The sequence below is a fragment of the Streptomyces sp. NPDC060232 genome (assembly GCF_042726555.1).
GTDB lineage: Bacteria > Actinomycetota > Actinomycetes > Streptomycetales > Streptomycetaceae > Streptomyces.
In genome coordinates this window covers 240,591-267,132 of the sequence record NZ_JBHXAG010000003.1, presented here as the reverse complement: position 1 = coordinate 267,132, position 26,542 = coordinate 240,591, and the positions used below count along the sequence as shown (strand labels likewise).

Below are 26,542 nucleotides of genomic sequence, written 5' to 3'. Positions count from 1 at the left end.
TGCGTGGAACGGGTCAGCGGCTGTGCTGCGAGTCCGCGACCGTGACCTCGACCCGTTGGAACTCCTTGAGCTCGCTGTAGCCGGTGGTGGCCATCGAGCGGCGCAGCGCGCCGAAGATGTTCATCGAGCCGTCCGGGCTGTGCGAGGGACCGGTGAGGATCTCCTCGGTGGTGCCGACGGTGCCCAGGTCGACCTTCTTGCCACGCGGCACGTCCTCGTGGACGGCCTCCATGCCCCAGTGGTTGCCCTTGCCGGGCGCGTCGGTGGCACGGGCCAGCGGGGAGCCCATCATCACGGCGTCCGCGCCGCAGGCGACGGCCTTCGGGATGTCGCCGGACCAGCCCACGCCGCCGTCGGCGATGACGTGCACGTAGCGGCCGCCGGACTCGTCCATGTAGTCGCGGCGGGCCGCGGCCACGTCCGCGACGGCGGTCGCCATCGGGACCTGGATGCCGAGCACGTTGCGCGTCGTGTGCGCCGCGCCGCCGCCGAAGCCGACCAGCACGCCCGCGGCGCCGGTGCGCATCAGGTGCAGGGCCGCCGTGTAGGTGGCGCAGCCGCCGACGATGACCGGGACGTCCAGCTCGTAGATGAACTGCTTGAGGTTCAGCGGCTCGGCGGCGCCCGAGACGTGCTCGGCGGAGACGGTGGTGCCGCGGATCACGAAGATGTCCACGCCCGCGTCGACGACGGCCTTGGAGAACTCGGCCGTGCGCTGCGGGGAGAGGGCGGCGGCGGTGACGACACCGGAGTCGCGCACCTCCTTGATCCGCTGCCGGATCAGGTCCGCCTGGATCGGCGCGGAGTAGATCTCCTGGAGCCGGCGGGTGGCGGCCTCCTCGTCCAGCTCCGTGATCTCGTCGAGCAGCGGCTGCGGGTCCTCGTAACGGGTCCACAGGCCTTCGAGGTTCAGCACGCCGAGGCCGCCGAGCTCGCCGATGCGGATCGCGGTCTGCGGGGAGACGACCGAGTCCATGGGGGCGGCCAGGAAGGGGAGCTCGAAGCGGTACGCGTCGATCTGCCAGGCGATCGAGACCTCCTTCGGGTCCCGGGTACGCCGACTCGGGACGATGGCGATGTCGTCGAACGCGTACGCCCTGCGGCCGCGCTTGCCGCGCCCGATCTCGATCTCAGTCACGTGTGGTGGCCTTTCCTCTGGGTCTGCCCGTCCAGTATCCCCGAACCCCGGCGGGCCGCGTTCCGGTGACCGCCGTACGGACGTGACGTGGCGTACGGACGCCATGCGAGAGGGGCGGACCCGGTGTGACCCGGGTCCGCCCCTCTCGCATGGCGCCTGCTCAGCCCTGGCGGCTGTAGTTCGGGGCCTCGACGGTCATCTGGATGTCGTGCGGGTGGCTCTCCTTGAGGCCCGCCGACGTGATGCGTACGAAGCGGCCGTTCTCCTGGAGCTCCGGCACGGTGCGCCCGCCCACGTAGAACATCGACTGGCGCAGGCCGCCGACGAGCTGGTGGACGACCGCGGACAGCGGACCGCGGTAGGGCACCTGGCCCTCGATGCCCTCGGGGATGAGCTTGTCGTCGCCGCCCACGCCCTCCTGGAAGTAGCGGTCCTTGGAGAAGGAACGCTGGTCGCCACGGGACTGCATCGCGCCGAGCGAGCCCATGCCGCGGTAGGACTTGAACTGCTTGCCGTTGATGAAGAGCAGCTCGCCCGGGGACTCCTCGCAGCCCGCGAGCAGCGAGCCGAGCATCACCGTGTCGGCGCCCGCGACGAGAGCCTTCGCGATGTCGCCGGAGTACTGCAGGCCGCCGTCGCCGATGACCGGGACGCCGGCCGCCTTGGCGGCGAGCGCGGCCTCGTAGATCGCGGTGACCTGCGGGACGCCGATGCCGGCGACGACGCGGGTGGTGCAGATGGAGCCGGGGCCGACGCCGACCTTGATGCCGTCGCAGCCGGCGTCGATCAGCGCCTGGGCGCCGTCGCGGGTGGCCACGTTGCCACCGATGACGTCGACGGTGGCGTTCGACTTGATCTTGGCGACCATGTCGCCGACCAGGCGGGAGTGGCCGTGGGCGGTGTCGACGACGATGAAGTCGGCGCCCGCCTCGATCAGGGCCTGGGCGCGCTCGTACGCGTCACCGGCGACGCCGACCGCGGCACCGACCAGCAGGCGGCCTTCCTCGTCCTTGGCGGCGTTCGGGTACTTCTCGGCCTTGACGAAGTCCTTGACCGTGATGAGGCCCTTGAGGACGCCCGCGTCGTCGACCAGCGGAAGCTTCTCGATCTTGTGGCGGCGCAGCAGCTCCATGGCGTCCACGCCGGAGATGCCGACCTTGCCCGTGACCAGCGGCATCGGCGTCATGACCTCGCGCACCTGGCGGCTGCGGTCCGACTCGAAGGCCATGTCGCGGTTGGTGACGATGCCGAGGAGCTTGCCCGCCGGGTCGGTGACCGGGACGCCGGAGATGCGGAACTTCGCGCAGAGCTCGTCGGCCTCGCGCAGCGTCGCGTCCGGGTGCACCGTGATCGGGTCGGTGACCATGCCGGACTCGGAGCGCTTGACGAGGTCGACCTGGTTGGCCTGGTCGGCGATCGAAAGATTGCGGTGCAGCACGCCGACGCCGCCCTGGCGGGCCATCGCGATGGCCATGCGGGCCTCGGTGACCTTGTCCATGGCCGCGGACAGCAGCGGGATGTTCACGCGCACGTTGCGGGAGATGAGGGAGGAGGTGTCGATGTCGTTCGGCGCCATGTCCGACGCGCCCGGCAGCAGCAGCACGTCGTCGTAGGTCAGTCCGAGCGTGGCGAATTTGTCGGGCACTCCAGTCGAACCGCTGTCAGTCATGACACCTTCCCAAATGGTCTTGCTCAGCGCGGATGTCCATGCTAACGGGATCCCGACGCGTCTCATTCCACGACCAAGGTCAACCGAAAGTTTCGTAGTTTCCTACGGGTAGGCCTACTGCTCGGCGAGCGCGCGGAGCCTGCTGAGCGCCCGGTGCTGGGCCACGCGCACGGCTCCGGGGGACATCCCGAGCATCTGACCGGTCTCCTCCGCGGTCAGCCCGACGGCCACCCGCAGTACGAGGAGTTCGCGCTGGTTCTCCGGAAGGTTCGCCAGCAGCTTCTTGGCCCACGCGGCGTCGCTGCTGAGCAGCGCGCGCTCCTCCGGGCCCAGCGAGTCGTCCGGCCGCTCGGGCATCTCGTCCGACGGCACGGCCGTGCTGCCCGGGTGCCTCATGGCGGCCCGCTGCAGGTCGGCGACCTTGTGCGCGGCGATGGCGAAGACGAATGCCTCGAAGGGCCGACCGGTGTCCCGGTAGCGCGGCAGCGCCATCAGGACGGCGACGCAGACCTCCTGCGCCAGGTCCTCCACGAAGTGGCGAGCATCACCCGGGAGCCGTGACAGCCGGGTGCGGCAGTAGCGGATCGCGAGGGGGTGCACGAAGGCGAGCAGGTCGTGAGTGGCCTGTTCGTCGCCCTCCACCGCCCGGCGGACGAGCGCGCTGACGCCCCCGGCACTGCCGCCTCCGGCGGCGCCGGTGGGGCCTGTGGCCGCAGGGGACCCCAGGGCCTCGTCGTCGCGCATCCGTCCATGGTGCCTTGGCGCCGGAGCATCCGCGGCACCGTGGCCCTTGTTGTGCGTCGAAGCGTTATGAGCGGGTGCGCCGGAACTCTGCATCTGCGCCCTCCCCTCCCGCTCGGCCGAATAGTCCCCGAGAGACTCCACACCCTCAAGGATGCGGCATCGCGCACGAAGCGAGACGTCCCCCGGATTGTGCCCCGCCAACCCCCGGGTGCGCACCGGGTACGGCGGGACGGGGCTACCGCGACGAGAAGAGGCGCCGGGAGGCGCCGGGCGACGGCAAGAGCGGCGCGCCGCCCCGTCCACCGGTGGCGGACGGGACCGCTCTCGACGATCCGCGGTGTGCGGCGGACCGGGCGGGGCCCGGCCGCGGCCGGGTCAGCGGACGAGACCCCAGCGGAAGCCGAGTGCGACGGCGTGCGCGCGGTCCGAGGCACCGAGCTTCTTGAAGAGCCGGCGGGCGTGGGTCTTGACCGTGTCCTCCGAGAGGAAGAGCTCGCGCCCGATCTCCGCGTTGGACCGGCCGTGGCTCATGCCCTCCAGCACCTGGATCTCGCGCGCGGTGAGGGTGGGCGCGGCGCCCATCTCGGCGGAGCGGAGCCGGCGCGGGGCCAGCCGCCAGGTCGGGTCGGCGAGTGCCTGGGTGACCGTGGCCCGCAGTTCGGCGCGCGAGGCGTCCTTGTGCAGGTAGCCGCGGGCGCCGGCGGCGACCGCGAGGGCCACGCCGTCCAGGTCCTCGGCGACCGTCAGCATGATGATGCGGGCGCCGGGGTCGGCCGAGAGGAGGCGGCGTACCGTCTCCACACCGCCGAGCCCGGGCATCCGTACATCCATCAGGATCAGGTCGGAGCGGTCGGCGCCCCAGCGGCGGAGGACTTCCTCGCCGTTGGCCGCCGTCGTCACACGCTCGACGCCGGGCACGGTGGCAACCGCGCGACGGAGCGCCTCTCGGGCAAGCGGGGAGTCGTCGCAGACGAGGACGGATGTCATGACCGCCCTCCGCAGCTGCTGATGCGCGTCACCTTGAGCCTCCAGGCTGGTACGTATCGTCACCTGTGCGGTCGATGCTCCCGGACACCTGTCCGAGAACTTGTGGGTTCAACCGCCTTCGCACTCTCAACGATGGTCACTCGAAAGAGTTACGGGTCGGACGGACACCTTCGGCACTCTACGTGAGGAAGCGATCACGGCGGCGGAGGCGCAACCCGCCTGTCCTCCATCTGGAGCTATGCCCTATTTGGCGGCTTTCCTTCCGTTTGGCACGTGTCTGAGGCTAGATTCCCAATGAGTCATATTTACATCTACTCCGACAGTAGGTGTGGAGACCCTTGGAGACATGGACCTATCCGCCTCAGTACCGGCACCAAGAGGACTACCAATGGCAGATTTCTCCCGCCTCCCCGGACCGAACGCCGACCTCTGGGACTGGCAGCTGCTAGCCGCCTGCCGCGGGGTCGACAGCTCCCTCTTCTTCCACCCGGAAGGCGAGCGGGGCGCGGCCAGGAGCGCGCGTGAGGCCTCGGCTAAAGAGGTCTGCATGCGATGCCCGGTTCGTTCGGAATGCGCCGCGCACGCACTCGCCGTCCGGGAGCCCTACGGGGTGTGGGGCGGCCTCACGGAGGACGAGCGCGAGGAACTGATGGGCCGCGCCCGGCACCGACTGATCCCCGCGTCGAGTGCGATCGGACCGATCGCGCCGCACTGAGAGCCGACGAAACGACGGAAGGAACGTTTCCTCCGCACCATCCGCACGCCCGGGCGTGTCGCCGCCCGGTCCCGGTTTCACGCGTTCGGCCGTACGCGCCCCCGTGCGTGCGGTCGGCGCCTCCGGCCGCACCCAGCCGGTCGGCGCGTCCGGGCCGGGCGTGCGGTCAGGGCCGTCCGGGCCGAGCGTGTTCTCAGGGCCGTCCGGCCCGGGCGTACGGTCAGCGCGTCGCCGCCCGCTCCAGCTCGGCCAGGGTCGCCGCCACGGCCGGAACCCGGGCCAGGTCGGGCAGCGTCAGCGCCACGACCTCCCGCTCGACCGCCGGCTCCACGACGAGCGTGCTGACGCCCTTGGCCCGTACGGATTCCACCGCGAGCTCCGGCAGCACGGCCACGCCCAGCCCCGCGCCGACCAGGCCGACCACGGCCGGATAGTCGTCGGTGGCGAAGTCGATGCGCGGGGTGAAGCCCGCGTCCTCGCACACCTCCACCAGATGGCGGCGGCAGCGCGGGCAGCCCGCGATCCAGGGCTCGTCGGCCAGCTCCGCCATGCCCACGCGCTCCGCGCCGGCCAGTGCGTGCCCCTCGGGGACCAGTCCCACGAGCCGGTCGGTCAGCAGCGGCCGCACCACGAGGTCCTCCCACTCGGCGGCGGACCCGGCGGAGCCTCCGTAGCGGAAGGCCAGCGCCAGGTCGCAGTCGCCCTCGCGCAGCATCTCCACCGACCGCGGCGGCTCGGCCTCGACGAGGGAGATGCGGGTGCCCGGGTGCTCGGCGCGCATCGCCGCGAGCGCGGTCGGCACCAGGGTGGAGCTGCCGCTGGGGAAGGACACGAGCCGCACCCGGCCCGCGCGCAGCCCGGCGATGGCCGCGACCTCCTCCTCGGCGGCGGTCAGCCCCGCCAGGATGCCGGCGGCGTGCCGGACCAGGGCCTCGCCCGCCTGGGTCAGCCGCATCTCGCGACCGGTGCGGATGAGCAGCGGGGTGCCGGCCGACTGCTCCAGCGCCTTCATCTGCTGGGAGACGGCGGGCTGGGTGCAGCCGAGCTCGCGCGCGGCGGCGGAGAATGATCCGGTCCCGGCGACGGCGCGCAGTACCCGGAGATGACGTGCCTCGATCACCCTGTGAGCATAAGGCCCGCTTTGACGCTTGCGCGAATACCTCTGTGCCGCTTTGGGGTTGCGCGGTTAGCCTGTGCCCATGGGTCCCATGCATCTGATCTCCGTGAACCTCGGCGCCGCCACCCCTTCCGAGCACACCGACGCGGAGAGCGGGGTGACGGGCATCGGCAAGCGCCCCGTCCCCGGCCCGGTCCGCGTCGTCGCCCCCGGCGCCAAGGCCACCGGCCTCGGCAGCGGCCTTGAGGGCGACACGGTGTGCGACCGGCGCCACCACGGCGGCGACCACCAGGCCGTCTACGCGTACGCCCGCGAGGACCTGGACCTGTGGGAGCGCGAGCTGGGTCGCGAACTGCCCGCAGGCCTCTTCGGCGAGAACTTCACGACCTCCGGCGTCGACCTGAACACCGCGCGGCTCGGCGACCGCTGGCGGGTCGGCGCGGACCTCGTCCTCGAAGTGGCCTCCGCCCGCATCCCGTGCCGCACCTTCCAGGGGGTGCTGGGCGAGGCCGGCTGGGTCAGGCGGTTCACCCGGGAGGCTCGGCCGGGTGCGTACCTGCGGGTGATCCAGGAGGGTTCGGTCTCCCCCGGCGACCCCATCGAGATCATCCACCGGCCGGACCACGACGTGACGGTCCAGCTGTGGTTCCGCGCCTTCACCACGGAGCGCGCCCTGCTGCCGCGCACCCGGGCCGCGGGGACGGCGATGGAGCCGGAGGCGCACGAGAAGGTGCGCCAGTACGTGGAGAAGTACGGGGCCGGGGCCGGGGCGCGATAACGCTGTCATCCGAGGCGGCTAGGTTGCGCCTATGACGACTGCGTTGATTACGGGATCCACGGCGGGCATCGGCGCCGCCTTCGCCCGGCGGCTGGCCGCCCAGGGGCACAACCTCGTGCTGGTGGCGCGCGACACCAAGCGGCTCGGCGAGCAGGCCACGGAGCTGCACGACCTGCACGGCATCGAGGCCGACGTACTGGCCGCCGACCTCTCCACGGACGCGGGCATCGCTGCGGTGGAGAAGCGCCTCGGCGACCGTACGCACCCGGTCGACCTGCTGGTCAACAACGCCGGCTTCGGCAACAAGGGCCGCTACCTCGAGGTCTCCATGGCCGACGAGCTGACCATGCTCAAGGTCCACGTCGAGGCGGTGCTGCGGCTGACCTCGGCGGCTGCGGAGTCGATGCGCTCGCGCGGCCGCGGTGGCGTGATCAACGTGGCCTCGGTGGCCGCCTTCGTACCCCGCGGTACGTACGGGGCCAGCAAGGCCTGGGTCGTGCAGTTCACCCAGGGAGCGGCGCGGGACATGGCGGGGTCGGGGGTCCGGCTGATGGCGCTGTGCCCCGGCTTCGTGCGGACGGAGTTCCACCAGCGCGCCGGCATGGTCACGGACAGCATCCCCGGCTGGATGTGGCTGGACGCCGACAAGCTGGTGGCTGCGGCGCTGGCGGACCTGGCGCGCGGGAAGACGGTGTCGATCCCGGACCCGCGGTACAAGGCGCTGATGGGCGTGGTGAAACTGGCGCCGCGCGGGCTGCTGGGCGGGGTGTCCTCGCGGACGGGCCGCAAGTACGGGCCCCAGTAGCGCTCGTGACCCGTCGGTAAGCCTCCGTCGGGGTCCCACTGAAACCGCCAAACTGCCTAAGCCTCCCTAAACTGGACATGTCCCATCTCCAGCGGGAGGCGACGCGATGACATTCGTACAGGTGATCGATTATGAGACCACGCGGTTCGATGAGATGAACGCGCTCATCGACCGCTGGGCGGAACAGAGCAGCGGGAGGCGCACCGCCACGCACACGATGATCGGCCAGGACCGCGAGGCCAAGAACCACTTCGTGGACATGGTGGAGTTCGACTCGTACGAGGAGGCGATGAAGAACTCTCAGCTCCCTGAGACGGACCGGATGTTCCAGGAGATGGTGGCCCTCTGCGAGGGAATGCCGAAGTTCATGAACCTCGACGTGGTCCGCGACGAACACCTCAACAAGCAGCTCTGCAACCGGGTGTTCCAGGACGTCGCCACGGCCGGCGACATGAGCGTCCTCGACAAGTGCTTCGCGACGAACTACATCGACCACGACGCCAGCAAGGAGGAGCCCACCGTCATCGGACGCGAGGGCATGCGCTCCGACATGGAGACGTGGCGCGCCGCCTTCGACATGACCTTCGAACCGATCGCCCAGGTGGCCGAGGGCGACATGGTCACGACCGTGTGGAACTGGCGCGGCACCCACAAGGGAGAGTTCATGGGGGTCGCACCGACCGGGAAGACGTACGAGATGTCCGGAACCACGACCTTCCGATGCCAGGGCGGAGAGATCATCGAGGGCTGGTGGCACTACAACCCCGGCGCCCTGCAGCGCCAGATGGGTGGAACCGCATCGCCCCACGCGGCCTAGGGAGCGCCCGCACACGGGGAAGGCCCCGCTCCGCACGGCTGCGGAACGGGGCCTTCGACGTCGAGCGGGTCAGTGGCTGTGGCCGTGACCGTGGCCGTGACCGGCGTCGCCCTCGTCCTCCGCCGGCTTCTCGACGACCAGGGTCTCGGTCGTGAGCAGCAGGGAGGCGATGGAAGCGGCGTTCTCCAGCGCGGAACGGGTGACCTTCACCGGGTCGATGACGCCGGCCTTGACCAGGTCGCCGTACTCGCCGGTGGCGGCGTTGAAGCCCTGGCCCTTGTCGAGCTCGGAGACCTTCGAGGTGATGACGTAGCCCTCAAGGCCCGCGTTCTCGGCGATCCAGCGCAGCGGCTCGACGGCGGCGCGGCGCACGACCGCGACACCGGTGGCCTCGTCGCCCGACAGGCCGAGGTTGCCCTCAAGGACCTTGACGGCGTGGACGAGCGCGGAGCCACCGCCGGAGACGATGCCCTCCTCGACCGCGGCGCGGGTCGCGGAGATGGCGTCCTCAAGACGGTGCTTCTTCTCCTTGAGCTCCACCTCGGTGGCGGCGCCGACCTTGATGACGCAGACGCCGCCGGCGAGCTTCGCCAGGCGCTCCTGCAGCTTCTCGCGGTCCCAGTCGGAGTCCGTGGACTCGATCTCGGCCTTGATCTGGTTGACGCGACCGAGGACTTCCTCGTGGCTGCCGCCACCGTCGACGATGGTCGTGTCGTCCTTGGAGATGGTGACGCGGCGGGCGGAGCCCAGTACGTCCAGACCGGCCTGGTCGAGCTTGAGGCCGACCTCCTCGGCGATGACGGTGGCACCGGTGAGGGTGGCCATGTCCTGCAGCATCGCCTTGCGGCGGTCACCGAAGCCCGGGGCCTTGACGGCCACCGCGTTGAAGGTGCCGCGGATCTTGTTGACGACGAGGGTGGAGAGCGCCTCGCCCTCGACGTCCTCGGCGATGATCAGCAGCGGCTTGGAGCCACCCGCCTGGATGACCTTCTCCAGCAGCGGCAGGAGGTCCTGGATGGAGGAGATCTTGCCCTGGTTGATCAGGATGTACGGGTCGTCGAGGACGGCCTCCATACGCTCCTGGTCGGAGACCATGTACGGGGAGAGGTAGCCCTTGTCGAAGGCCATGCCCTCGGTGAACTCCAGCTCCAGGCCGAAGGTGTTGGACTCCTCGACGGTGATGACACCGTCCTTGCCGACCTTGTCCATCGCCTCGGCGATGAGCTCGCCGACCTGGGCGTCCTGCGCGGAGAGCGCGGCCACGGCAGCGATGTCGGACTTGTCCTCGATCGGGCGGGCGGTCGCGAGGAGCTCCTCGGAGACGGCCTTGACCGCGGCGTCGATGCCCTTCTTCAGGGCGGCCGGGGAAGCACCCGCGGCGACGTTGCGCAGACCCTCGCGGACCAGCGCCTGGGCCAGCACGGTGGCGGTGGTGGTGCCGTCACCCGCGATGTCGTTGGTCTTGGTCGCCACCTCCTTCACGAGCTGCGCGCCCAGGTTCTCGTACGGGTCGTCCAGCTCGACCTCGCGGGCGATGGTGACACCGTCGTTGGTGATGGTGGGGGCGCCGAACTTCTTGTCGATGACGACGTTGCGGCCCTTGGGGCCGATCGTCACCTTGACCGTGTCGGCAAGCTTGTTGACGCCGCGCTCGAGGGCGCGACGGGCGTCCTCGTCGAACTTCAGGATCTTCGCCATGGGAGCGGTTCAGCCCTCTCGAAAACTCGGTTTAACGGGCTGCGCCCCTCGCCGCCCGGCAATCAGCGGGGTGACCAGGGGCGCAGCTCAAAGCAGTGCTGTGAAGCGAAATTACTTCTCGACGATCGCGAGCACGTCGCGAGCCGAGAGGACGAGGTACTCCTCGCCGCTGTACTTCACTTCGGTGCCGCCGTACTTGCTGTACAGCACGATGTCGCCGACGCTGACGTCCAGCGGGAGACGCTGGCCGTCCTCGAAGCGACCCGGGCCAACCGCGAGGACGACGCCCTCCTGGGGCTTCTCCTTCGCGGTGTCCGGGATGACCAGGCCGGAGGCCGTGGTCTGCTCGGCGTCGAGCGGCTGGACCACAATGCGGTCCTCAAGCGGCTTGATGGCAACCTTGGAGCTGGCGGTCGTCACGATCCGACCTCCCCCTTCGGAGATCCGGGGTTAACTGTCTGAGGTGGCGACCAGGTCGATCCGTCGTCGCGGGTGCCGGACCTGCCTGTCGCTGTGTTGGCACTCACCGGGGGCGAGTGCCAGGTGCGAGACTATTCCGGTGATTAGCACTCGGTCAAGCGGAGTGCCAATTCCCGCGGTCCGGGCGTTGCGCGGATCCCCTGCGGGGCGCCTCGCAGGCAGCTCGGCCGACCGGCTTCCCTGACGCATCGACGGCACCCGGCCGGCACCGCTCCCGCGCGGGTCGCGCGGGTGATCGGGGGCGTGCGGGTGTGCCTGTCCGGCGGCCGGGTGCGGTTCACGACACTCCCGTCGGAGGTTCGGAAGGAACCTTGGGGAGGACATCAACGTCGTAGACGATATGAAGATAAAGCGCCTCATTGCCGAGCAGATCGGACCCAAAGCTTCCGCCAGCCCCGGCGAACCAGGCGCCTCCACGGGCACGAGACCCCGTCCGCGCTCCGCGCTCGCGACGCCTTCCCCGTACGCCCCGTCCGCCCCCAAGGACGTCGGCGGCATCCCGTGCGCGGACTGAGGCCCCTGGCGGCGGCGGGCGTCCGCCGCCGCACCGAGGCGCTGCTCCTCGTCTTCGTCATCGCCATCGCCGTCTTCGGGCACGCGGCCGCGGGCCTCGCGATGAACGGCGAGCTCCCGCCCAACCTCGCCGGCTTCACCATCAGCATGACGCTGCTGTCGCTGGTGGGGCACTTGGGCGTACGCCGCTTCGCGGCCTACGCGGACCCGCTGGTCTTCCCGCTCGCCATGCTGCTGACCGGGCTGGGGCTGGTGCTGATCCACCGGCTCGACCAGGGCTACATCGAGCGGTGGAACTCGGACGCCAACGCCCCGGGCCAGCTCCTGTGGACGGTGGTCGGCGTCGCCGCCTGCATCGCGGTGCTGGCCCTGCTGCGCGACCACCGGCTGCTCCAGCGGTTCATCTACATCACGATGGCGGTCGCGCTGGTGCTGCTGATCGCGCCGGCGTTCTTCGGCGCGGACACGTACGGCGCCAAGCGGTGGATCATCCTCTTCGGCTTCTCGGTCCAGCCCGGCGAGTTCGTGAAGATCATGATCGCGATCTTCTTCGCCGGCTACCTGGTCATCCACCGCGACTCCCTCGCCCTGACGGGCCGCAGGTTCCTCGGCATGCGACTGCCCCCGATGCGCCAGCTCGGACCCATCGTCACGGTGTGGATCCTCTCGATGCTGGTGCTGGTCTTCGAGCGGGACCTGGGTACGTCGCTGATCTTCTTCGGCGTCTTCGTGGTGATGCTGTACGTCGCCACCGAGCGCACCGGCTGGATCGTGTGCGGCGTGCTCATGGCCTCGGTCGGGGCCTTCGTGGTCGGCTCGACGGAGCCGCACGTCAAGGCGCGCGTGGCGGCCTGGCTGAACCCGCTCTCCGTCTACTGGGACACCCCTCCCCCGGGCGTCACCTCGGACCAGTCGGCGCAGGCGCTGTTCAGCTTCGGCACCGGCGGCATCTCGGGGACCGGCCTCGGCATGGGCCACCCCGAGCTGATCAAGTTCGCCGGCCGCAGCGACTTCATCCTCACGACGGTGGGTGAGGAACTCGGCCTGGCCGGGGTCATGGCCGTACTGATCCTCTACGCGCTCCTCGTGCAGCGCGGGCTGCGGATGGCACTCGGCGCCCGCGACCCCTTCGGCAAGCTGCTGGCGGTGGGCCTGGCCTCGGCGCTGGCGCTCCAGGTCTTCGTGGTCGCCGGAGGCGTCACGGGCCTGATCCCCCTCACGGGCAAGGCCCTGCCCTTCCTGGCCAAGGGCGGCTCGTCCCTCCTGGCCAACTGGGTCATGGTCGCCCTCCTCCTCCGCATCAGCGACAGCGCGGAACGCCAACGCGAGGCCGACGCCCGAGGCCCGGCGGAAACCACGATCACCCCGGTGATGGGGGTGTAGGGGCGGAGGCGGGGAGGAGGCGGAGAGGAGACGAAGAGGCACGGGGTGGCTTCGGGAGCGGTGTCCGTGCTGGGCGGTATCAGAGACGTCCTGGGGGTTTCCCGTCAGTCCCATCGTCTGTCCGTGTCGGGCCGGCCCCTCAAGGGCGCTCGTTCCTCGCACCCCCGCCGCGCCTTCCGGTCCCTCCCCAGCAGCTCCCGCCCCCGGAGCCCCCGCGTCCCTACAGGTAGTCCTCCAGGCGCCCTATGCGGTAGCCCTGTTCCTGGATGCGCTGGAGCATGCGGGCCGTCATCTGGGTTTCCGTCGCGCCCTTGAGTTCGGACGGGCCGCGGAAGTGGGCCAGGATGATGTCGCCGGGCTGGAGGGCGGAGCCCTGGGCGTACTGGAAGTTGTTGATCTGCATCGACACCCGCCACAGCAGGACCGACGAGACACCGCACTCCGAGGCTGCCCGGAGGGTGTCGTCGTTGTAGTTGCCGAAGGGCGGACGGAAGAGCGGCGGGCGTTGGCCGAAGCGCTTTTCCAGCCGGTCCTGCTGGCCGCATATCTCCTTCTTCTGCGCCTCGAAGGAGAGGGTCCTCAGGTTCGGGTGGGTCAGCGTGTGGTTGTTCACCGTGCTCGCCGAGCCGTTGTCGCGGAGCTTCTCGAAGTGCCCGTAGTCCGACGAGGCCACGCTGTCCGTGAGGAACATGCTGATCGGCAGCTTGAGGTCGGCCGCCATCTTGAGGAACTCGGGGTCCTTCTCGGCGCCGTCGTCGAAGGTCAGGAAGACCACCTTCTCCCCGGCCGGCATGGGTATTCGGTCTATCACCGGGACCTTGCCGGGGGCCGCCTTGGGGATCTGCGGCTTCTGGGCGGGCTTGGGTGCGTACTGGACGGGGGCCGTCAGGCCCCACTTCCTGTACGCCTCGTCGGAAGCGCCTCCCTGCGCGCCCCCGGAGGCCGGCACCGGAGCCGACGCCGACGCGGACGGCGTCTGCGACGGCTCCTGTGTGGCCTTGCGGCCCAGCCGTTCGGTGGGGACCACGCGCTCCCCGCACCCCGTCAGCGAGAGCGCGAGCGCGCCGGCCGCCAGCGTTCCGGCTACCAACCGGCGCGCATACCTCACAAGTAGTCCTCCAGGCGAGCCACGGCATAGCCCTTGTCCGTGACGGTCTTCATGACATGACGGATCATGTCAGGCATCGTGCCCTTCCAGTCCTCCTTGCCCCGGAAGTGCGTGAGGATGATGTCACCGGGGTGCAGGTCGCGGTCCCACTCTCGGTAGTCCATGCGGTTCGTGAACGCCTCGGCGTTCCACAGCGGGACGGCCTTGATGCCGCAGGACTTCGCCGCCTTGAGGGTGTCGTCGTTGTAGTTGCCGTACGGCGGCCGGAAGAGGGTAGGCCGCTTGCCGAACGTCTTCTGGATGGTGTCCTGCTGGCCGCAGATCTCCTGGCGCTGCTGCTCGTACGACAGCCCGGGCATGTAGCGGTGGTTGAGGGTGTGGTTGTTCAGGGTGACGCCCGCGGCCTGCATCTGCTTGAAGTACGGGTAGTTGTCCTTCACCAGGTAGTCGCTGAGGAAGGCCGTGTACGGGATCTTCAGCTCCTGCATCATCTTCAGGAACTCGGGGTCCTTCTCCGAGCCGTCGTCGATGGTCAGGAAGACGACCTTGTCCTCGGTGGGCACGGTGGTGAAGACCGGGGGCAGTTCGTCCTCTTCGTGGTTCCACACCTCGAAGCCGTCGCGCGTCTCGATGTCGGGCTTCTCCTTCGGCGCCGCGGGTGCGGCGAGCGGCACCTTGCGCAGCCCCCACTTCTTCGCCGCGGCGACGCGCGCCTGCTGCAGCGCCTTGGCCTTCTCGGCGGCGCTGAGCGCACCCGCGGCGCCCGCCTCCGAACCCTTGGCCGCCTTCGCCTTCTCGGCCTTGTCCGGCCCGCCCGACTCCCCGGAGCCGCAGGCCGTGCCGAGGGCTGCCACCAGCAGGGCGGCCACGGCCACCCCGAACCGGCCGCGCGGACCCGCCGCGTACCGGTGACCCAGTTGCGTCTTATCTTCCCTTTGTCCGACTAGCTGCATAGCTGCGCATCCTGGCACCCGACACGCGGGCTTCCGGGACGACACCGCGCACCGGGCTGCGACGTTCCTCCGACCGGCCCACACACCCCGTCGCCGACAATGGACCCGTGACCCCCGAAGACTTCGCCGCCCTCCTCACCCCCGAGGGCCGCGCCCTCCTCGACTCGCTCCGCGACCACGACCCCGCCCAGGAGCTGGCCGTGGCCACCCGGCTGCGCCGCGAGCACCCCGCGGGGCTGGTCTCCGCGGCCCTCGGGCAGGCCCGGCTGCGACAGCGCGCGGTGGCGAAGTTCGGGGCCGAGGACGCCTTCCGGATGTACTTCACCCCCGGCGGCGGCGAGATGGCCACGCGCGCGTCGGTGGCCTCGTACCGGGCCGAGCGGCTCGCGGCCCTCGGCGTACGCAGCCTCGCGGACCTGTGCTGCGGCATCGGCGGGGACGCCCTCGCCCTGGCCCGCCTGGGCATCCGGGTCCTCGCGGTGGACCGCGACCCGCTGACGGCCGCCGTCGCGCGCGCCAACGCCGAGGCGCTGGGCCTGGCGGACCTGATCGAGGTCCGGGAGGCCGACGTGACGGAGGTGGACACCTCGGGCTACGACGCGGTCTTCATCGACCCGGCCCGGCGCGGGGGCCGGGGGCGGATCTTCGATCCGGAGTCCTACTCGCCGCCGCTGTCGTGGGCCGTGGAGACGGCCCGCGCGGCGAAGTACGCCGCCGTCAAGATCGCCCCCGGGATCCCGCACGAGGCGGTCCCCGCGGAGGCCGAGGCCGAGTGGATCTCCGACCAGGGGGACGTCAAGGAGGCCGTGCTCTGGTTCGGCACCGCCCCCGGGACGGTGCGCGCCACCCTGCTCCCCGGGCCCCGCGAGCTGCACACCGCCGATCCGCTGCCCGATCCGGAGGCCGGGCCGGTGGGCCGCTGGCTCTACGAGCCCGACGGCGCCGTGATCCGCGCCCACCTGGTCGCCGAGGTCGCCGAGCAGCTGGACGGTCGGCTCATCGACCCGACCATCGCCTACATCACCGCGGACGAGCTGCGCGCGACGCCGTACGCGACGGCGTACGAGATCACCGACGTGCTGCCCTTCGGCCTGAAGAAGCTGAAGGCCCTGCTGCGTGAGCGCGGGATCGGGATCCTGACCGTGAAGAAGCGCGGTTCGGCGATCGAGCCCGAGGAGCTGCGCAAGAAGGTCAAGCCGCAGGGCCCGAACTCGGCGACCGTCTTCCTGACCCGGGTGGCGGGCGCCCCCTCGATGCTGATCGGCGCCCCGGCCGTGCCGCCTGCGGCGACGCCCGGGCGGTGACATGCCGGGCCGGGCCGGGCGGCGGGAGGCCGCCCGTCCGGCTGACCGCCCCGTGCGGCTCGGCCGGCTACGCCCCGTCGACCTCCACCGACTCGAAGCGCCAGCGGTGGACCGCGCGCGCGATCAGGTCGGCGGCCGGCTCGGGCAGTTCGGGCAGGTCCGTCGCGAGGCCCTCGGCCGCCTCCCACCAGGTCATCACGAGCACCCGGTCCTGCGGTGCCCGGAACACCTCGCGGCGCACCGGTTCCCGGGCCAGGATCTGCGCCCGGGCCCACTCCAGCAGCTCGTTGCCCCGGCCGTCCGCGGCCCGGGCCTCCCACATCAGGACGACGGTGCTCACGAGTACAGGTTGTCCTTGCTCAGCTCGTGCACGTGGTCGTGGCCGTGGCCGTGCGAGTGCCCGTTCGGGTGCTCGTGGCCCTGCGTGTGGGACGTCCCCGGCACGTGCGGGTCCGTCACCGGCAGCGAGGAGTCCGCCGAGAGGTCCCAGTCCGAGGCCGGCCGGTTCCGCCTGACCATCTCCGCGCCCAGCGCGGCCACCATCGCGCCGTTGTCCGTGCACAGCTTGGGCCGCGGCACGCGCAGGATGATCCCGGCGGCGTCGCAGCGCTCCTGGGCGAGCGAGCGGAGCCGGGAGTTGGCCGCCACACCGCCGCCGATCATCAGGTGGTCGACGCCCTCGTCCTTGCACGCCCGGATCGCCTTGCGCGTCAGGACGTCCACCACGGCTTCCTGGAAGGACGCCGCCACATCGCGCACCGGCACCTCCTCGCCCGCGTTCCGCTTCGCCTCGATCCAGCGGGCGACGGCCGTCTTCAGGCCGGAGAAGGAGAAGTCGTAGGCGGGGTCGCGCGAGCCCGTCAGGCCGCGCGGGAAGTTGATCGCCTTCGGGTCGCCCTCCTTGGCGAGCCGGTCGATGACCGGGCCGCCGGGGAAGCCGAGCTGCAGCACGCGCGCGATCTTGTCGAAGGCCTCGCCCGCGGCGTCGTCGATGGTCGCGCCGAGCGGCCGTACGTCGGAGGTGATGTCGGGTGCCAGGAGCAGCGAGGAGTGTCCGCCGGACACCAGGAGCGCCATCGTCGGCTCCGGCAGCGGGCCGTGCTCCAGCTGGTCCACGCAGATGTGCGAGGCCAGGTGGTTGACGCCGTACAGGGGTTTGCCCAGGGCGTACGCGTAGGCCTTGGCGGCCGAGGTGCCCACCAGCAGCGCCCCGGCGAGGCCGGGTCCGGCCGTGACCGCGATGCCGTCGAGGTCGCGGGCGCTGACGCCGGCCTCCTTCAGGGCGCGCTCGATGGTGGGGACCATCGCCTCCAGGTGGGCCCGCGAGGCCACCTCGGGCACGACTCCGCCGAAGCGGGCGTGCTCGTCGACGCTCGACGCGACAGCGTCCGCGAGGAGGGTGGTGCCGCGGACGACGCCGACGCCGGTCTCGTCGCAGGACGTCTCGATGCCGAGGACGAGCGGTTCGTCAGCCATTGCTCTCACTGCTCTCAGTTCGTGCTTGTGCGGGGTCGGTCAGTCGCATGACGAGCGCGTCGACGTTGCCCGGCTGGTAGTAGCCGCGCCGGAAGCCGATGGGCTCGAACCCGAAGCGCTCGTAGAGCTTCTGGGCGCGGGTGTTGTCCACGCGCACTTCCAGCAGCACCTCGGCGCACTCGAACGCGGTGGCGGCGCGCAGCAGTTCGGTCAGGAGCCGGGCGCCGAGCCCGGTCCCCCACTGGTCGCGGGCGGCCGCGATGGTCTGTACGTCGGCCAGGTCGCCGGCGGCGGCCAGTCCGGCGTAGCCGGCGAGGCGACCGTCGGCCGTCTCGGCGACGACGTAGCGGCGGGTGGCCCGGGGGCCGCGCGCGTGGGCCAGTTCGGACCAGAACATCCCGGCGGACCAGGCGTCCTCGGGGAAGAGGTCGTGCTCGAGTTCCAGCACCGGTGCGATGTCCCACCAGCGCATCTCGCGCAGAACCGTCTGGTCCGTGGTCACTGCGGGGTGACCACCTTGTAGTTCTTGGGCACCTGTGCGTCGGGGCGGCGCAGGTAGAGCGGGGTCGGAGGGAGGAACTCCGCTCCCGCCGCGAGTCGTTCCGCCGCGAGGGAGGCCAGAGCGGCGGCCGACTGGTGCTCGGGGCCGCGCGCGTCCGGGAACACCTCGGGGTACAGGAGCGCGCCCTGCCCGACCGCGGGCATGCCCGCGACCTGCTCGGCGATCTCCGCCGGGCGGTCCACGGCGGGCTCGCCGACGCGCGTGCGCGGGTCCTCGTAGCGTGCCCAGTAGACCTCCTTGCGCCGCGCGTCGGTGGCGACGGTGAAGGGGCCCTCGATCCCCGCGGTGCCCGCGGCGTAGGCGAGTCCGTCGAGCGTGCACAGTCCGTGGACGGGCACGCCCAGTACGGCGGCGAAGGTGGTGGCGGTGACGAGGCCGACGCGCAGTCCGGTGTAGGGGCCGGGTCCGACGCCGACCACGATGCCGGTGACGGCGTCGAGCTTCAGCCCGGCCTCGGCGAGGATCCGGTCCACGGAGGGGATGAGCAGCTCCCCGTGGCGGCGGGCGTCGACCTGGCTGGACTCGGCGACGACGGACTCGCCGTCGTGCAGGGCGACGGTGACGGCGGGCGTGGCGGTATCTACTGCGAGCAAGAGCACGCGAACAGCCTACGACTCCGGCGGCCGCGCCCCTTGCGCCCGGTCGTCGAGCGGGGCGGCTGCTACCTTTCGACCGAGGGATCACAAGCGATCACAGGGATCACGTCAGCGCGGAGAGGTGGAGCAAGGTGGCACGCAGCAGCTCGGGAATCGTGGCCGGGCTCACCGCCGCGGCGATCGCCGCCGTCGGCTTCCTCGGCTACCAGGCCTCCGCCACGGCGCCGGCGCACCCCCCGACGGCGGCCGCGCAGGAGCCGGCGCCCTCCGCGAGCCCCGCGGCCGCGGGCAAGCAGGATCCGGCGAAGCCGGTGCCCGTGCCGGAAGGTTCCGGCACCGGTGTGCGCGTCGTGTACTCCCTGGGCCAGAAGCGGGTGTGGCTGGTGGGGGACGCCGCGCAGCCGCCGAAGTCGTTCGTGGTGATGCCGAGCACGGTGCACCCGAAGCCGGGCACCTACATCGTCGGTTCGCGTTCGGGCTCGGTCACGGGCTCGGACGGTGTGCCGATCGAGCACGTCGTCCGGTTCGCCACCGCCGAGGGCGTGGCGGTCGGTTTCAGCGCCCGCGTGGACGGTACGACCCCGGAGCCCGACGCGAACAAGAAGACCGGCGGCATCCGGATGGCGCGCGCCGACGGTGACGCGATGTGGGCCTTCGCGACGATCAATTCCAAGGTCGTCGTCATTCCCTGACGGGCCGCCCTCACTTCACCCGTACGGGCGACCCGCCAGGGCCTGTTCGTGCGGTATGAGCCCCCGCACGCGCCTTCGGGCTCCTCAGACCCCTTCAGGCCGCTTCGGATTCCGGAGCGGCCTGTTCGCGTACGCCGCCCTCGGGCCCGTCCTCGCGCGGTAGGCGTTCCTCGGGCGCCGGCGGCGTCGAGACGGCGGTGGCGGCCACGCCGGCGGCCAGCAGCGCGTGCATGGAGACGGCGGACGGGCGGGGGTGGCGCTGTGCTCCTGCTGGTGCCGACATGGCTGCCTCCTGGACCCCGGGACACCGTACTTAGGCATACCTAAGAAACTCTCGGTACCATGTCACCACGAGCGCCGCCGCCGGCGCAATATCTTGCCGACGAGTTGTCGGTACGTTTACTCCGAGAGCACTCCGGCCAGGGCGTCCAGCCCCGCTCCGGCGCCCCAGCGCGCTCCGACCCCGCGCACGGACACCTCGCGCACGTCGTCCAGGACCTCCTCGTGGCCGACGGCCCGCGCGATCACCACGTGCAGCCTGTCGTCGGAGAGCTCCTCGACCTTGCCGTCGCCCCACTCGACCACGACCACGGATTCGGGCAGCGAGACGTCGAGGTCCAGGTCCTCCATCTCGTCCAGCCCGCCGCCCAGCCGGTACGCGTCCACGTGCACCAGCGCCGGCCCGCCGGTCAGCGAGGGGTGCACCCGGGCGATCACGAAGGTAGGCGAGGTCACCGCCCCGCGCACGCCCAGGCCCTCGCCCAGGCCGCGGGTCAGCGTGGTCTTGCCGGCGCCCAGCTCGCCGGTCAGCAGCACGAGGTCGCCGGGGCGCAGCAGGCCGGCGATACGGCGGCCCAGCTCCTGCATCGCGTGGGGGGAGTCGACGGTGATCCGGGTCTGTGGGCCGTGCCCGGACTCAGCTGCCGGTGCCTGGCTGCGCTGTGCTTCCAGCGGTACTTCTTCCATGCACGCCAACGTTAGTCGGTACCGGGACCGGCACCGCCCCGGTGCGGGCCAGCAGCTCGGTGAGCAGCCGTGTCACCGTCTCGGGGCGCTCCAGCATCATCAGGTGCCCGGTGGACTCCAGGACGACGAGCTCGGCGGCGGGCAGCACGTCCTTGATGGCCACGCTGTGCCCCGGCGGGGTGATCATGTCCTTGTCCCCGGCGACGACGGTGACCGGGATGCCGGCGAACTGCTGGAGCGCGGCGGTCTTGTCGTGGGTCTGGAATGCCGGGTAGAACTCCGCGACGACGTCGATCGGCGTGCCCTCGATGAGCCGCTCCGCGAAGCGCGCGACGCCCGGGTCCACGTCCCGGGAGCCGAACGAGTACATCTTGATCATGCCGGCGAAGAGGTCCGCGGTGGCCCGGCGGCCCTTCTCGACCAGTTCCACCTGCGATCCCAGTGCCTTCAGCACGCCCGGCAGGATCCTGCGCACGGCGCCCATGCCGGCGGCGGGGAGCCCGTAGGTCACCTCGTCGAGGCGGCCGCTGGAGGTGCCGACCAGGGCCACACCGACGAGGCGCTCGCGCACGAGGTCGGGGTACTGCTCGGCGAATCCCATGATGGTCATTCCGCCCATCGAGTGACCCACCAGGATCAACGGGCCCTCGGGAGCGGTGGCGTCGATGACGGCCTTCAGGTCCCGGCCGAGCTGCTCCATGGTCAGCGGCTCTCCGTCGGCCTGGGCCAGGCCGCGTGCGCTGCGCCCGTGGCTGCGCTGGTCCCAGTAGACGGAGCGGACCACTCCGCGCAGGGCGGCCCGCTGGAAGTGCCAGGAGTCCTGGGCGAGGCAGTAGCCGTGGCAGAAGACGACGGTGGCCGGGGGTTCGGCCTTGCGCCGCAGCCGGCGCCGCTTGCCGTCCTCGGGGAGTTCGTCGACCTCGTAGTACAGCTCGGTGGCGTCCTCGGCCCGGCAGGTGCCCTCGGTGCCGCGCAGGGAGCCGTAGTCCCCCGCGGCGTCGAGGGCCAGGCGGGCCTTGCGGCGCATGCCGCGTCCGACGGTGATCCGCTCGACCGCGACACCGGCCGCCGCGCCTGCGGCTATCACGCCGATGGCGGCGCCGGCCCAGCCGGCCCTGCGCCAGTTCTCGCTCACGCCGCCGCCCTCACTCCGCTCAGCCGCCCAGGTACACCCGGGGCACGCGTCCACCGATACGGGTGACGATCTCATACGCGATCGTGTGCGCCGCTCGTGCCCAGTCCTCGGCGCTGGGCTCACCGCGTTCCGCGTCCCCGAAGATGACGACCTCGTCACCGGCGCGGGCCCGGTCTCCGTCCAGGTCGACCACGAACTGGTCCATCGCGACGCGTCCGGCGACGTGGCGGATCCTGCCGCCGACGAGCACCGGGCCGGCCCCCGACGCATGGCGCGGGATGCCGTCGGCGTAGCCGGCCGGGACCAGCGCGAGGGTCGTCTCGCCGCTGGTGACGTAGTGGTGGCCGTAGCTGACCCCGTGGCCGGCGGGGACCGTCTTGACCAGGGCGAGGGAGGCCTTGAGGGTCATGGCGGGCCGCAGGCCGAGCTGGGCGGGGGTCCCGATCTCGGGTGCGGGCGAGACCCCGTAGACGGCGAGGCCGGGGCGCACCAGGTCGAAGTGCGACTCGGGGAGGGTGAGGGTGGCGGGCGAGTTGGCCATGTGCCGGACCTCGGGGTCGATGCCTTCCTTCTCCGCGTACGCGAGCATCTCGCGGAAGGCGTCGAGCTGGAGCTTGATCGAGGGGTGGCCGGGCTCGTCGGCGCAGGCGAAGTGCGACCAGACCCCGGTGACCTTGACGGTGCCCTCGGCCTCGGCGGCGACGGCCGCGCCGACCAGGGCCTCCCAGTCGGCGGGCTGGCAGCCGTTGCGGCCGAGGCCGGTGTCGGCCTTGAGCTGGACGCGTGCGGTGCGGCCGGCCGCGCGGGCGGCCTCGCGCGCCTCGTCGAGGGCCCACATTCCGCTGACGGAGACGTCCAGGTCGGCCTCGACGGCCTCGCGCCAGGGCCCGCCGGGGGTCCAGAGCCAGCACATGACCGGGCCTTCGAGCCCGGCGGCGCGCAGTGCGAGAGCCTCGTCGGGGGTGGCGGTCCCGAGCCAGGTGGCGCCGGCCTGCCGGGCGGCCCTGGCGCACTCCACCGCCCCGTGTCCATAGGCGTTCGCCTTGACGACGGCCATCAACTCGGACCGGGGCGCCCGCTCGCGCAGTGCGCGCACGTTGTCCCGTACGGCGTCAAGATCGATCTCGGCGTACACGCGCGTCGGTGTCTCGTTCATCGCCCACAGTCTCTCAGAATCCCCGCCGGGCCCTGGGGCGAGTGCCTGAAGAGCCGCCGCCCGGGTCCTGCGGGTCAGGGGCGGGTCGCGTCCTGCCAGGCGGCGGGGAGGGCTTCGGCCAGCTGGTGGGCCATGAGGGGGCCGCCGGTGCGGCGGGCCGCCAGGCCGTGGAGGTACGCCGCCACCGAGCCGGCGTCCGCCCCGGACAGGCCGGCCGCCAGGAGGGAGCCGGCCAGTCCGGACAGCACGTCCCCGCTGCCCGCGGTGGCCAGCCACGGCGTGCCCGTCGGGTTGACCCGGACCGGCCGGCCGCCGGCGGAGGCGACCAGCGTCGTGGACCCCTTCAGCAGGACGGTCGCCCCGTACCGCTCCGCCAGCCGCCGTACCGCCGCCAGCCGGCCCGCCTCCACCGACTCCCGCGCCACCCCGAGCAGCGCCGCGGCCTCCCCCGCGTGCGGGGTCAGCAGGGTGGGGGCCGTCCGCGCGCGCAGCACCGCCGGGTCCAGACCGCGCAGTCCGTCCGCGTCGACGAGTACCGCCGCGTCGCCCGCGAGCAGGTCCGCGACCTCACCGGCGCGTCCCTCCCCCAGGCCCGGGCCGATCACCCACGCCTGTACCCGCCCGGGCCCGATCAGCGTCTCGGGGTAACGCGCCAGCACGGCGTCCGCCGCCGGGCCGACGTAGCGCACCGCGCCCGCGCCGCCGCGGAGGGCTCCCGCCACGGCCAGCACCGCCGCTCCCGGGTACTGCGCCGATCCGGCGACGATCCCGACGACGCCGCGCCGGTACTTGTCGCTCGACGCCGTCGGCTCCGGCAGCAGCCGCGCCACGTCGGCGTGCTGGAGGGCCTCCAGTTCCGGCTCCGGGAGCTCCAGCCCGATGTCCACGAGGTGCAGGGCGCCGGCCCGGGAGGCGCCGGGGTCGATCAGCAGTCCTGGTTTGTACGCCCCGAACGTCACGGTCACGTCGGCGGTGACGGCGGGCCCCGCCACCTCCCCGGTGTCGGCGTCCACCCCGCTGGGCAGGTCCACGGCGGCCAAGGGGACCCCGGGCGGGATCCGCTCCGCCAGCGCGGCGCCCGCGGAGCGCAGCCCGCCCCGGCCGCCGATCCCGAGCAGCCCGTCCACCACCAGGTCCGCCCGCTGCGGTACGGCCTGCTCCACCCGCCCGCCGGCGGCGCGCAGTGCGGCCAGCCCGCCGGTGTGCATCCGTTCGGGGTCCATCGGCACGGCCGTCACCCCGGCGCCGCGCCGAGCCAGCCGCGCGCCGGCGTACAGTGCGTCGCCGCCGTTGTCGCCGGGGCCGACGAGCAGCACGACCCGGGCCCCGTAGACCCGGCCGCGCCGCCGTGTCAGCAGTCCCGCGCAGGCGGCGGCCAGCCCGGCCGCCGCCCGCTGCATCAGGGAGCCCTCCGGGAGCCGGGCCATCAGCTCCCGCTCGGCGGCCCGTACGGTCTCCACGCTGTAAGCAGTACGCATGGCTCAACCCTCCGCGATCACCACCGCGGAGGCCACACCGGCGTCGTGGCTCAGCGAGATGTGCCAGGACTTCACGCCCATCGCCAACGCCCGCGCCTGCACCGTCCCCGACACCCGCAGCCGGGGCTGCCCGGTGTCCTCCACGTAGACCTCGGCGTCGGTCCACAGCAGCCCGGCCGGCGCGCCGAGCGCCTTGGCCAGCGCTTCCTTGGCGGCGAACCGGGCGGCGAGCGAGGCGGTCCCGCGCCGCTCGCCGCTCGGCAACGTCAGCTCGGCGTCGACGAACAGCCGCCCGGCCAGGCCGGGAGTGCGCTCCAGCGCCGCCCCGAACCGTTCGATCTCCGCCACATCGATCCCGACGCCGACAATCACGAGGCCTACCCCACTACCCGACTACTCCACGGTCACGGACTTTGCGAGGTTACGCGGCTGGTCCACCTCGTTGCCGCGGGCCGTGGCCAGTTCGCAGGCGAACACCTGCAGCGGCACCGTCGCCACCAGCGGCTGGAGCAGCGTGGGCGTCGCCGGGATGCGGATCAGGTGGTCCGCGTACGGGACGACCGCCTCGTCGCCCTCCTCCGCGATCACGATCGTCCGCGCCCCGCGCGCCCGGATCTCCTGGATGTTCGACACGATCTTGTCGTGGAGCACCGACCGGCCGCGCGGCGAGGGGACGACTACGACCACCGGCAGGTCCTTCTCGATGAGCGCGATCGGCCCGTGCTTGAGCTCGCCCGCCGCGAAGCCCTCGGCGTGCATGTACGCCAGCTCCTTGAGCTTGAGCGCGCCTTCCAGCGCCACCGGGTAGCCCACGTGGCGTCCGAGGAAGAGGACGGTGTTCTTGTCGGCGAGGGAGCGCGCGAGTTCGCGTACCGGCTGCATGGTCTCCAGGACGGTGTCCACGGCCGCGGCGATGTCCGACAGCTCGCGGATCACCGCCTGGATCTCGTCGCCCCACTTGGTGCCGCGGACCTGCCCGAGATACAGCGCGACCAGATAGCAGGCCACCAGCTGTGTCAGGAAGGCCTTGGTGGAGGCGACGGCGACCTCCGGACCGGCGTGCGTGTAGAGCACGGCATCCGATTCGCGCGGGATCGTCGACCCGTTCGTATTGCAGATGGCCAGCACCTTGGCGCCCTGCTCGCGTGCGTGGCGCAGCGCCATCAGGGTGTCCATGGTCTCGCCGGACTGCGAGATCGCGACCACCAGCGTCCGCTGGTCCAGGATCGGGTCGCGGTAGCGGAACTCGCTCGCCAGCTCCGTCTCGCACGGGATGCGGGTCCAGTGCTCGATGGCCAGCTTCGCGATCATGCCCGCGTGGTAGGCCGTACCGCACGCCACGATCACGACCTTGTCGACCTCCCTGAGCACCGAGACGGGGATGCGCACCTCGTCCAGGGTCAGCGAGCCGCTCGCGTCGATCCTGCCCAGGAGGGTGTCGGCGACAGCCTTCGGCTGCTCGGCGATCTCCTTGAGCATGAAGTAGTCATATCCCCCCTTCTCGGCCGCCGAGGCGTCCCAGTCCACGTGGTACGCCCGCACGGAGGCGGGCGTACCGTCGAAGTTGGTCACCGTGACCCCTTCGCGGCGGAGTTCGACGACCTGGTCCTGCCCCAGCTCGATCGCGGACCGCGTGTGGGCGATGAACGCGGCCACGTCCGAGGCGAGGAAGTTCTCTCCCTCTCCAACGCCCACCACGAGAGGCGAGTTCCGGCGGGCGCCGACCGCCACGTCCGGTTCGTCGGCGTGCACGGCCACCAGGGTGAAGGCGCCTTCGAGGCGGCGGCACACCTGCCGCATCGCCTCGGCGAGGTCGCCGGTGGCCGAGAACTGCTCGGCCAGCAGGTGCGCCACGACCTCGGTGTCGGTCTCGGACTCCAGCCGGTGCCCGCGCTCGGCGAGCTCCTCCCGCAGCGCGGCGAAGTTCTCGATGATGCCGTTGTGCACGACGGCCACGCGCCCCGAATTGTCGAGGTGCGGGTGGGCGTTGACGTCGGTGGGCCCGCCGTGGGTCGCCCACCGGGTGTGCCCGAGTCCCGTGGAACCGGCCGGCAGCGGGTGCGCGACCAGTTCCTTCTCCAGATTGACGAGCTTGCCGGCTTTCTTGGCGGCTGCCATGCTGCCGTCGGCGAGTACGGCGACCCCTGCCGAGTCGTAGCCGCGGTACTCCAGTCGCTTGAGTCCGGCGATGACCACATCGAGCGCAGACTGCGCTCCCACGTAACCCACAATTCCGCACATAGGCCGCAGCGTACGCCGTGGTCGGCCGTCT

The 26,542-nt window shown here is 71.6% G+C and carries 27 protein-coding genes; 7 read left to right on the top strand and 20 right to left on the bottom strand.

The annotated features are described in order from the left end of the window. Positions 1 to 13 precede the first annotated feature (13 nt). The 4 genes from ACFWFZ_RS07485 to ACFWFZ_RS07470 all read right to left on the bottom strand — a co-directional run bounded on the left by ACFWFZ_RS07485 (position 14) and on the right by ACFWFZ_RS07470 (position 4,538). On the bottom strand, positions 14 to 1,138 hold the full coding sequence (locus ACFWFZ_RS07485; protein ID WP_362056643.1) for a GuaB3 family IMP dehydrogenase-related protein: 1,125 nt from the start codon (positions 1,136 to 1,138) through the stop codon (positions 14 to 16). 160 nt (positions 1,139 to 1,298) lie between these two features. Further along, on the bottom strand, positions 1,299 to 2,807 hold the full coding sequence (gene guaB, locus ACFWFZ_RS07480) for an IMP dehydrogenase (RefSeq protein ID WP_387117938.1): 1,509 nt from the start codon (positions 2,805 to 2,807) through the stop codon (positions 1,299 to 1,301). A gap of 114 nt (positions 2,808 to 2,921) precedes the next feature. Further along, the gene (locus tag ACFWFZ_RS07475) at positions 2,922 to 3,551 is read right to left on the bottom strand and encodes a sigma-70 family RNA polymerase sigma factor (RefSeq protein ID WP_030659530.1); all 630 of its coding nucleotides are present in this window, start codon (positions 3,549 to 3,551) and stop codon (positions 2,922 to 2,924) included. Between the two features lie 375 nt (positions 3,552 to 3,926). Continuing rightward, positions 3,927 to 4,538 carry a response regulator transcription factor gene (locus tag ACFWFZ_RS07470; RefSeq protein WP_003948568.1) on the bottom strand — a complete coding sequence of 204 codons (612 nt, stop codon included), beginning with the start codon at positions 4,536 to 4,538 and terminating at the stop codon, positions 3,927 to 3,929. A gap of 388 nt (positions 4,539 to 4,926) precedes the next feature. On the opposite strand from ACFWFZ_RS07470, the gene ACFWFZ_RS07465 reads away from it, so the two are divergent. Further along, positions 4,927 to 5,253 carry a WhiB family transcriptional regulator gene (locus ACFWFZ_RS07465; protein WP_030027725.1) on the top strand — a complete coding sequence of 109 codons (327 nt, stop codon included), beginning with the start codon at positions 4,927 to 4,929 and terminating at the stop codon, positions 5,251 to 5,253. 220 nt (positions 5,254 to 5,473) lie between these two features. On the opposite strand, the gene ACFWFZ_RS07460 is transcribed toward ACFWFZ_RS07465, so the two are convergent. After that, the gene (locus ACFWFZ_RS07460) at positions 5,474 to 6,373 is read right to left on the bottom strand and encodes a LysR family transcriptional regulator (protein WP_031147857.1); all 900 of its coding nucleotides are present in this window, start codon (positions 6,371 to 6,373) and stop codon (positions 5,474 to 5,476) included. Between the two features lie 88 nt (positions 6,374 to 6,461). On the opposite strand from ACFWFZ_RS07460, the gene ACFWFZ_RS07455 reads away from it, so the two are divergent. From ACFWFZ_RS07455 to ACFWFZ_RS07445, 3 genes are all read left to right on the top strand, one after another. Beyond that, entirely contained in the window at positions 6,462 to 7,148 is a 687-nt protein-coding gene (locus ACFWFZ_RS07455; RefSeq protein ID WP_387118387.1) for an MOSC domain-containing protein, read from the top strand. A 31-nt stretch (positions 7,149 to 7,179) separates the two neighbouring features. Next, positions 7,180 to 7,953: an SDR family NAD(P)-dependent oxidoreductase gene (locus ACFWFZ_RS07450; RefSeq protein WP_387117934.1), complete on the top strand. Its 774-nt coding sequence runs from the start codon at positions 7,180 to 7,182 to the stop codon at positions 7,951 to 7,953. Positions 7,954 to 8,059: 106 nt separating this feature from the next. Then, a complete protein-coding gene (locus ACFWFZ_RS07445; RefSeq protein WP_387117931.1) occupies positions 8,060 to 8,770 on the top strand; it encodes an ester cyclase in 711 nt (236 codons plus the stop codon). A gap of 69 nt (positions 8,771 to 8,839) precedes the next feature. Here ACFWFZ_RS07445 and groL read toward each other — a convergent pair whose 3' ends face one another. After that, positions 8,840 to 10,468 (bottom strand): chaperonin GroEL, encoded by a 1,629-nt coding sequence (gene groL / locus ACFWFZ_RS07440; RefSeq protein WP_387117928.1) that lies wholly within the window; start codon positions 10,466 to 10,468, stop codon positions 8,840 to 8,842. 111 nt (positions 10,469 to 10,579) lie between these two features. Then, on the bottom strand, positions 10,580 to 10,888 hold the full coding sequence (groES, locus tag ACFWFZ_RS07435; RefSeq protein WP_030230757.1) for a co-chaperone GroES: 309 nt from the start codon (positions 10,886 to 10,888) through the stop codon (positions 10,580 to 10,582). A gap of 561 nt (positions 10,889 to 11,449) precedes the next feature. On the opposite strand from groES, the gene ACFWFZ_RS07430 reads away from it, so the two are divergent. After that, positions 11,450 to 12,844 (top strand): FtsW/RodA/SpoVE family cell cycle protein, encoded by a 1,395-nt coding sequence (locus tag ACFWFZ_RS07430; RefSeq protein ID WP_387117924.1) that lies wholly within the window; start codon positions 11,450 to 11,452, stop codon positions 12,842 to 12,844. A gap of 220 nt (positions 12,845 to 13,064) precedes the next feature. Here the strand turns inward: ACFWFZ_RS07430 and ACFWFZ_RS07425 are convergent, their stop codons facing one another. Together ACFWFZ_RS07425 and ACFWFZ_RS07420 are read right to left on the bottom strand one after the other, a co-directional pair. Next, complete coding sequence (locus ACFWFZ_RS07425; protein ID WP_387117921.1) at positions 13,065 to 13,934, bottom strand: polysaccharide deacetylase family protein; 870 nt, start codon at positions 13,932 to 13,934, stop codon at positions 13,065 to 13,067. A 14-nt stretch (positions 13,935 to 13,948) separates the two neighbouring features. Then, positions 13,949 to 14,905, bottom strand: a complete 957-nt coding sequence (locus ACFWFZ_RS07420; RefSeq protein WP_387117918.1) for a polysaccharide deacetylase family protein — start codon at positions 14,903 to 14,905, stop codon at positions 13,949 to 13,951. 107 nt (positions 14,906 to 15,012) lie between these two features. Here ACFWFZ_RS07420 and ACFWFZ_RS07415 point away from each other — a divergent pair, with 107 nt between their 5' ends. After that, a complete protein-coding gene (locus ACFWFZ_RS07415) occupies positions 15,013 to 16,209 on the top strand; it encodes a methyltransferase domain-containing protein (RefSeq protein ID WP_387117915.1) in 1,197 nt (398 codons plus the stop codon). Between the two features lie 67 nt (positions 16,210 to 16,276). Here ACFWFZ_RS07415 and ACFWFZ_RS07410 read toward each other — a convergent pair whose 3' ends face one another. The 4 genes from ACFWFZ_RS07410 to tsaB are packed head-to-tail and all read right to left on the bottom strand — an operon-like array spanning position 16,277 to position 18,846. Then, positions 16,277 to 16,549, bottom strand: coding sequence for a hypothetical protein (locus tag ACFWFZ_RS07410; protein WP_387117912.1), 273 nt, complete (start codon positions 16,547 to 16,549; stop codon positions 16,277 to 16,279). Then, positions 16,546 to 17,685, bottom strand: a complete 1,140-nt coding sequence (gene tsaD / locus ACFWFZ_RS07405; protein ID WP_387117909.1) for a tRNA (adenosine(37)-N6)-threonylcarbamoyltransferase complex transferase subunit TsaD — start codon at positions 17,683 to 17,685, stop codon at positions 16,546 to 16,548. Before tsaD ends, ACFWFZ_RS07410 begins: the two co-directional genes overlap by 4 nt. Next, on the bottom strand, positions 17,678 to 18,157 hold the full coding sequence (gene rimI, locus ACFWFZ_RS07400; protein WP_387118384.1) for a ribosomal protein S18-alanine N-acetyltransferase: 480 nt from the start codon (positions 18,155 to 18,157) through the stop codon (positions 17,678 to 17,680). The genes tsaD and rimI overlap by 8 nt, the downstream gene beginning before the upstream one ends. Positions 18,158 to 18,183: 26 nt before the next feature. Beyond that, positions 18,184 to 18,846 (bottom strand): tRNA (adenosine(37)-N6)-threonylcarbamoyltransferase complex dimerization subunit type 1 TsaB, encoded by a 663-nt coding sequence (gene tsaB, locus ACFWFZ_RS07395; RefSeq protein WP_387117906.1) that lies wholly within the window; start codon positions 18,844 to 18,846, stop codon positions 18,184 to 18,186. Positions 18,847 to 18,974: 128 nt separating this feature from the next. Between tsaB and ACFWFZ_RS07390 the strand changes: the two genes are divergently transcribed. Continuing rightward, positions 18,975 to 19,535 carry a hypothetical protein gene (locus tag ACFWFZ_RS07390; protein WP_387117903.1) on the top strand — a complete coding sequence of 187 codons (561 nt, stop codon included), beginning with the start codon at positions 18,975 to 18,977 and terminating at the stop codon, positions 19,533 to 19,535. A gap of 94 nt (positions 19,536 to 19,629) precedes the next feature. Here the strand turns inward: ACFWFZ_RS07390 and ACFWFZ_RS07385 are convergent, their stop codons facing one another. The 7 genes from ACFWFZ_RS07385 to glmS all read right to left on the bottom strand — a co-directional run bounded on the left by ACFWFZ_RS07385 (position 19,630) and on the right by glmS (position 26,511). Further along, a complete protein-coding gene (locus ACFWFZ_RS07385) occupies positions 19,630 to 19,818 on the bottom strand; it encodes a hypothetical protein (protein ID WP_387117900.1) in 189 nt (62 codons plus the stop codon). Between the two features lie 116 nt (positions 19,819 to 19,934). Continuing rightward, positions 19,935 to 20,501, bottom strand: a complete 567-nt coding sequence (gene tsaE / locus ACFWFZ_RS07380) for a tRNA (adenosine(37)-N6)-threonylcarbamoyltransferase complex ATPase subunit type 1 TsaE (RefSeq protein WP_387117897.1) — start codon at positions 20,499 to 20,501, stop codon at positions 19,935 to 19,937. After that, the gene (locus ACFWFZ_RS07375; protein ID WP_387117894.1) at positions 20,452 to 21,711 is read right to left on the bottom strand and encodes an alpha/beta fold hydrolase; all 1,260 of its coding nucleotides are present in this window, start codon (positions 21,709 to 21,711) and stop codon (positions 20,452 to 20,454) included. The genes tsaE and ACFWFZ_RS07375 overlap by 50 nt, the downstream gene beginning before the upstream one ends. Beyond that, positions 21,656 to 22,792 carry an alanine racemase gene (gene alr / locus ACFWFZ_RS07370; protein WP_387117891.1) on the bottom strand — a complete coding sequence of 379 codons (1,137 nt, stop codon included), beginning with the start codon at positions 22,790 to 22,792 and terminating at the stop codon, positions 21,656 to 21,658. Before alr ends, ACFWFZ_RS07375 begins: the two co-directional genes overlap by 56 nt. A 74-nt stretch (positions 22,793 to 22,866) precedes the next feature. Then, a complete protein-coding gene (locus tag ACFWFZ_RS07365; protein WP_387117888.1) occupies positions 22,867 to 24,270 on the bottom strand; it encodes an NAD(P)H-hydrate dehydratase in 1,404 nt (467 codons plus the stop codon). A gap of 3 nt (positions 24,271 to 24,273) precedes the next feature. Continuing rightward, positions 24,274 to 24,642, bottom strand: a complete 369-nt coding sequence (locus ACFWFZ_RS07360; protein WP_387117885.1) for a holo-ACP synthase — start codon at positions 24,640 to 24,642, stop codon at positions 24,274 to 24,276. A 21-nt stretch (positions 24,643 to 24,663) separates the two neighbouring features. After that, on the bottom strand, positions 24,664 to 26,511 hold the full coding sequence (gene glmS, locus ACFWFZ_RS07355; RefSeq protein ID WP_387117882.1) for a glutamine--fructose-6-phosphate transaminase (isomerizing): 1,848 nt from the start codon (positions 26,509 to 26,511) through the stop codon (positions 24,664 to 24,666). Positions 26,512 to 26,542: the final 31 nt, after the last annotated feature.